Genomic DNA, 6,051 nt, shown 5'->3' on the forward strand with positions numbered 1-6,051 from the left:
AAGTCTCCCTTCTATTCGTTCACGTCCCTTAATATTACAAGAGATGCATTGCTGCCGTCAAGCCATTTCATGCTAACTTCAGTCAAATCCATGATCTTGTCGAGACTTCTTATATAGCTTCTCCAGTTGACCTCCTTGCTGTCCGTAGCCAGATGCTGATCCGGACCTCCCATGAGCTTGTACTTATCTCTGAGATTCTCTATAAGGAGCTTACTGTCCTTGTCTGTAAAATCATATCCAAGCATATCGTTCAGAGTCCTGTTCGAGAACAGCACTCTTCCAGTATCAACTTCTCTAATAAATATACCCTCATCAATATAGTTATATGTATCGAGGAGAACACTGTTTATGCGTTTAACGCTGTCATCGCTCTCTATCTTCTCAAGGGCACTTCTGAGTACATCACCTGTCTGCTTTACAAATTCAATCTCCTCTGTGGTCCACAATTTGTTGATAGAGGTATTCGCCAGCACAAATACCGCTCCATAATTGCCATTGACATACACAGGAACTGCGGTAAAGCTCTTAACAGGCCCCCCTGACATGATCTTCTTAGCTGCTTCATCCATATGCTTTGCATCTATCACAAGGTATCCCTTGTCCACCAGCTTGCCCGAGCCCTGACCATTCTGCCATGATCTGAACTTCATGTTGGCGCGCTGCCACTCTGTCACATACTCCTCCGCAGACATGCTCTGATTCTTGGACCAGATATACTGGCAATCCAGATCTCCCTGCTTGTCCTTCACATACAGGGCTGCCACGTCAGCATTTAAGACCTCGCCCACCTGTGCTATCACGTCATTGATAACCTGCTGGGAGCTCTTATCTGAAGTGTTCAGGGCATCAAGCAGAATCTTCTGCCACTGCAGCTTGTTCTCCATTATGACCTCCTCTGACTTGGCACGGATCGCCTCCTTTGCCAGGATCTGAGAGCTGAATGCGTATTCGGAGAAAATGCGTCCAAGCTGCCACTGCACCTTGTATACGCTCTCCATTTTCTTTGCATCCTCGTCATCATATGAGCAGCATATCCATGTTGCCACATGCTTGCCATCTATCATGATCGGTGCACCACAGATCATACTTCCCGTGATGTCATCGTCCATTTCCATCATAACCGGAACATTGTTCCTGAGAACTACCTCATTTAACTTCATATATATCTGCTTATACTGAGGCTTCTCAAACATATCATAGAAATAACCCATATGCTTCTGAGGGCCGGCCGGCTCAACCATCTTCTTGCCCACAGGATCTATGATAGTTGTATAAAGCCCTGTGAGTGCAGAGAACGCCTTCGTTATCAGAGTCCACTTCTCGGTATCTATCTGATTCCTTTCCTCATCCGACTGGGTATTTGTCTTCATAATGTATGAGAGCTTGTCATCGAACTCCTTCTTAGCGCGCTCAACACTGTTCTCAAGAGCCTTCTTGTCCGTAATATCAGATATAAAATACTCAACCGTGTATGTGTTATCAGCCGCCTGTGTCACAGAGCTCTGGGACTTCACCCAGATAACCTCGCCTCTGTCGTTGACTATCCTGAACTCTTCCTCGTAGTCCTTGTCCTCGCGCTTCGTGGCGTTTCTGACATTCGCCATAACCCTGCTTCTGTCCTTCGGATGGATATAATCCTCTATGAGTCTGTCACCAAGCTTGATGGCATCCACATTTATTCCCATCTGCTTGGCGTTCGGGGTTATATACTTGAAGATCGGTCTGCCATTCTCGTACTGCTGTACCATGACAAAGCTCTTGATCTTAGACATGGCAGATAATATATACGCCGCCTGATCCTCATTGTATCCGGTCTCCTTGTCCTTTATGAACAGGAGCTCTATTCCATCCATGTCGCCATCTGTGGTTCTCACGATGTGACACTTAAGTCTCATCTTATTTATATCTCTGTGAGCTGATACGATCCTAGTCTCCATCTCAAAATCATCCACTCCGGTATTCTGAACCTTGTAGAGCTGTCCGATCAGAAGGTCATAATCACTCTTAGGGAGCAGGTCGCTGAGTCCCACCAGCCCACTGTAGAAATTGCCATCTGTATATCCATACTCAGATATGTTCTTAGATACGTATCTCGTTCTCCATACACCCTCCGGCTTATACAGATACAGAGCTATAACGCCTATATGGTTTATGATCCTCTCAAGACTCACGCTTCCTATCGTAACGTCTGATCGAAGCTCAAACAATACCATATACGCCTTCTTGTCACCATATTCAAACTGGTTGACAAATCCACTGACTACATATCTGTCCTTGTCGTTAACTATAAGTCCAAGTCTGTGCCATATGATAGCCTTCTTGTCGTCAAGTGTCGGCCAGAACTCATCGCTGACCATAAACTTATCCGGCTCCATGGCAATGGATTCAACATCCGAACCCACGATCTTAACTGCGGCATTGTTTATGCTGAGGACTTCACCATCCTCGCAGAACACAACCGCAGGATATTCAACTATTCCCAGAAAATCTGAATAACCACTAAGTCTGTTTATCTCCATAAATATCTCTCCATATATCCACTGCACAAGTGCAGTTTTATCCCATTATTATACACCCCGTATATTATTTACCCCTTAATGCACATAAAACTTTCCTATGTCCCATCACATAGAAAAGTTTCATGTTACCATATATCATATATTACTACTGTGCATCCTCAGCATCACTAACCATAGCAGTTGCCTCGCTCTTCAGTCCGGTAAATGCCTTGTCGGCAACATCCTTTGTTGAAGCACATGCAGAAATAACATTGTCCAGTGATGACAGAAGATCTGACATATATCTGCTTACGCTCTCGCACTCCTTCTTCACATTGTTGCGAAGTCTGGTTGCATCATCTGTGGCTGCATTTCTTGTATTGGCAGCATCCTTCTGAGCTTCCTCTCTCATAACCTTGCACTCGTAATCTGTCTTTGCCGACAGAGCCTCTGCATCTGCGTGAGATTTATTTCTTGTCTTCTCTGCCTCTGAGTATGCCTCATCCTTCATGCTGTTACACTTTGCCTCGGTCTGATCATACATCTGCTGGCACTGTATCTCTGTATCTGTCTGGAGCTTTGTGCATCTCTCCTTGACATCTGTCTCGTATGCCTCGAGCTCTGCAGTTATAGTATTCTTCTTGTCTGTGCACTCCTTCTCAGTCTGTGCGATCAGTGCGTCTGCGCTCTCACGGGCCTCAAGAAGTGTTCTTGATATTGACTCGTATCTTCCTGCATTCTCAAGCTCTCTCTGCTTGTATGCATTGATCTGCTCCTTGAGTGACTCTATCTCGCTCTCCTGCTCTGAATTGGTCTTCTTGAGAGTCTCTATGGTCTTGGAAGACTCTGTCATATTGACCTCTCTCATGGTCTTGAGACTCAGAACAGCCTCGCTGAGCTTGTTGACGTTCGCCTTAAGCTCCTCTACTTCTTTATTGTGCTTTTCCTTAAGTTCATCAATATAGTAATCAACGGATGCCTTATCATATCCACCAAACTTCACTGTCTTCAGTGATTCTACTCTATCGTCAGTTACAACATCTTCTACCTGTTTTGCCATGACCTTACCTCCGAAAAACTAATCCTATTGTAGATACTCCGTAATTATAGCACACATAATTCTGTAAGCAAAGTATTTTTACCTTTTATGATTACAAACCACTTTTTTTATGCTATATTGTAACTGCTCATTGAATTTAAATTTTACGGAGGATCATATAGATGAAACACCATTCAAAACTTGTCATATTAGGTCTCGCGGCAACCCTCGTGATGACATCACTCACAGGCTGTCTTCACCGCAAGAAGACCACCTATCAGACATACATGCAGAACATTCTCGACGTCAACTACAAAGGAAGCTTTGACGGATACGTGAAGGACAACGACGGCTCCGAGGAGGACGCCTCAGCCATGTACAGCGACAGCATAGATTATCTGGCCGGCCAGCTCATCAATCATTACTCACTGAACAACGCAGAGACAGACGAGGTGGATGCTATATTTGACGAGACCGCAAAGGTCATCTACTCCAAGGCCAAATACGAGGTGTCAAGAGCCTATAAGAGCGGAAGCGACTACTATGTGGACGTGACCGTGTATCCTATGGACATTCTCAATCAGGCATTTGACGATGTGTTCGCATATATCGACGACTATAACAAGAAGATCAGCGCCGGCGATTTCAACAACACCACAAAGGAAGATTACGAGAAAGAATTTGCCCAGGGCGTGTCGGATATCCTTCAGAATAAAGCCGCAGACATGGATTACCGCAGTCCTGTTGTGGTCTCTGTGAAGATAACCGATGACGGCGACTATTACTGTGCTGACCCGGCGGGGCTGTCCCAGGTTGATGCATCCATGCTTGCAATAGAGGGTTCCCAGCAGAGCTCAGGCTCTGACAGCTCTGACAGCTCAAGCGAGGACAGTTCAGACGAAGGCGATATCTCCTCGGGTGGCGAGACCGCCGAGTAACTATATGCATTAAGAATGTGTCTTAAGAATATACATTAAGAAAAGCTCAGCCTGTGTGATTTCTACTGAATCCATCACACAGGCTGAGCTTTATATATATGTTATCTCCGGCTACTTTCTCACCCTGACTGACTTTGTCTTGCTCCATGCTGAGTAGCATCTTGTGCCAAACTTGTTCGAAAAGCTTCTAACCCTTACATAATATGTTTTTCCGCCTTTAATCCGCTGCTTTGCTCCAAGACTCGCAGTCGTCTTGCTTCCACCGCTTAACACCGTGAATGCATATGTACCCTTTTTAAAGTTTGATGTTGTTGAATACTGGATCTGATAGCCATCTGCGCAGCTTATCTTTCCCCACTTTAATCTTACAGACGCAGCCGATGGGCTCTTTATCTGGCTTATACCTGGTATCTTCGGGCTGACAGTAACAGGTATTATCTTCTTCACCTTCACATGATTCGAATCTCCAGCATATACGGTGATGTTTGCCTTGCCTATATACCGGGCTGCGATCGTTATTGTTCCAGCAGAGTCTACCTTTACAGCTTTTTTATCCGAGCTGTAGCTGCGCTTTCCGGCACGTGCGCTCACGCTCTGTGAAATAGATATTCTCTTCGAGCTGGTTGACATCTCTATTCTGTAGCTGCGCTTTTTCAGCGTTATGCTGTTCGGCGCCTTTTTGATCGTAAAATTGATCGTCTTCTGTCCCTGATATGTGCCAGCGCCTATAATTACAGCCTCTGCTGTTCCGGCTGCTTTGTTCTTATTGTATGAAACCGTATAATCTGTATCCTTCTCCAGCGTTTTGTCGCCAAGCTTTACTGTTACAGCCGGCTTCCTCGAATTACCATCATATGTATATTCTGTCTTGTTAAGTGTAACCTTTGCTGACGATATGCTCTTACGCGTGAGCTTTGAGCCATACGCATAGCTAGTCTCACCCTTTTCTCCACAGTGTACACATGCATAGTAATACTCTGCCGGAGAATCATAATCTGCTGCCTTCTTCAGATATCGTGCAGTTGTTTTCTTTGCTGTGTAGCTGTGATCGACTGGGTCTGTTGCTGTACCGGTTTCAAAAATCTCACCACACATGCTGCAGACAACATCTCCTGTATATCCGCCGCCCATACAGGTAGCTTTCTTCTCTCCTACAAGCGTTCTATCATGGTCTGTCTTTGGAAGAATCTCAGTAGTCCTGCTGAGTTCTGCCTTGCACACGGTGCAGTATATAACCTTGTCTCGGCTGCCTTCAGCCTGACATGTAGCCAGATTTACATTCTCATACACAGCCTTTCCCTGGGTATGTCCGAGTGGCTCTGTCTTCTCATCCTTTGTCTTTTGGCATCGCTCACATGTGTATCTGATCAGACCTTCTGCTGCACACAAAGCTTTTTTCTTAACCACGCCTGAATCCCATCTATGTCCCAATGCACCAATGGCTATCTTCTTGGTACTCTGATAACTCTTGCCATTCAGCGTGCATTTTGCTGTACACACCTTTGCACCATCGTTCTCGCAGGATGCCTGCGTTATCTTGCTTGTTACAGTCATCGGTTCACTGATCACATGACTC

At 45.3% G+C, this 6,051-nt stretch carries 3 protein-coding genes and 1 pseudogene; 1 reads left to right on the forward strand and 3 read right to left on the reverse strand.

The window, feature by feature from the left end:
* Positions 1–11 precede the first annotated feature (11 nt).
* Complete coding sequence (locus tag ABUA34_RS08335; RefSeq protein WP_055222445.1) at positions 12–2,519, reverse strand: PAS domain-containing protein; 2,508 nt, start codon at positions 2,517–2,519, stop codon at positions 12–14.
* Between the two features lie 145 nt (positions 2,520–2,664).
* Positions 2,665–3,558 carry a coiled-coil domain-containing protein gene (locus ABUA34_RS08340; RefSeq protein ID WP_015534304.1) on the reverse strand — a complete coding sequence of 298 codons (894 nt, stop codon included), beginning with the start codon at positions 3,556–3,558 and terminating at the stop codon, positions 2,665–2,667.
* Positions 3,559–3,719: 161 nt separating this feature from the next.
* On the opposite strand from ABUA34_RS08340, the gene ABUA34_RS08345 reads away from it, so the two are divergent.
* Positions 3,720–4,475 (forward strand): hypothetical protein, encoded by a 756-nt coding sequence (locus ABUA34_RS08345; RefSeq protein WP_015534305.1) that lies wholly within the window; start codon positions 3,720–3,722, stop codon positions 4,473–4,475.
* A gap of 111 nt (positions 4,476–4,586) precedes the next feature.
* Here ABUA34_RS08345 and ABUA34_RS08350 read toward each other — a convergent pair.
* Positions 4,587–6,051 (reverse strand): annotated as a pseudogene (locus ABUA34_RS08350) (hypothetical protein); the annotation flags it as partial.

The sequence above is a fragment of the Coprococcus sp. RTP21428st1_C9_RTP21428_210409 genome, assembly GCF_040227395.1.
Taxonomy (GTDB): domain Bacteria; phylum Bacillota; class Clostridia; order Lachnospirales; family Lachnospiraceae; genus Coprococcus; species Coprococcus aceti.

Coding starts and splice junctions, on each gene's coding strand:
- ABUA34_RS08335 (WP_055222445.1), bottom strand. CDS start 2,519: ATGGAGATAAACAGACTTAGTGGTTATTCAGATTTTCTGGGAATAGTT.
- ABUA34_RS08345 (WP_015534305.1), top strand. CDS start 3,720: ATGAAACACCATTCAAAACTTGTCATATTAGGTCTCGCGGCAACCCTC.
- ABUA34_RS08340 (WP_015534304.1), bottom strand. CDS start 3,558: ATGGCAAAACAGGTAGAAGATGTTGTAACTGACGATAGAGTAGAATCA.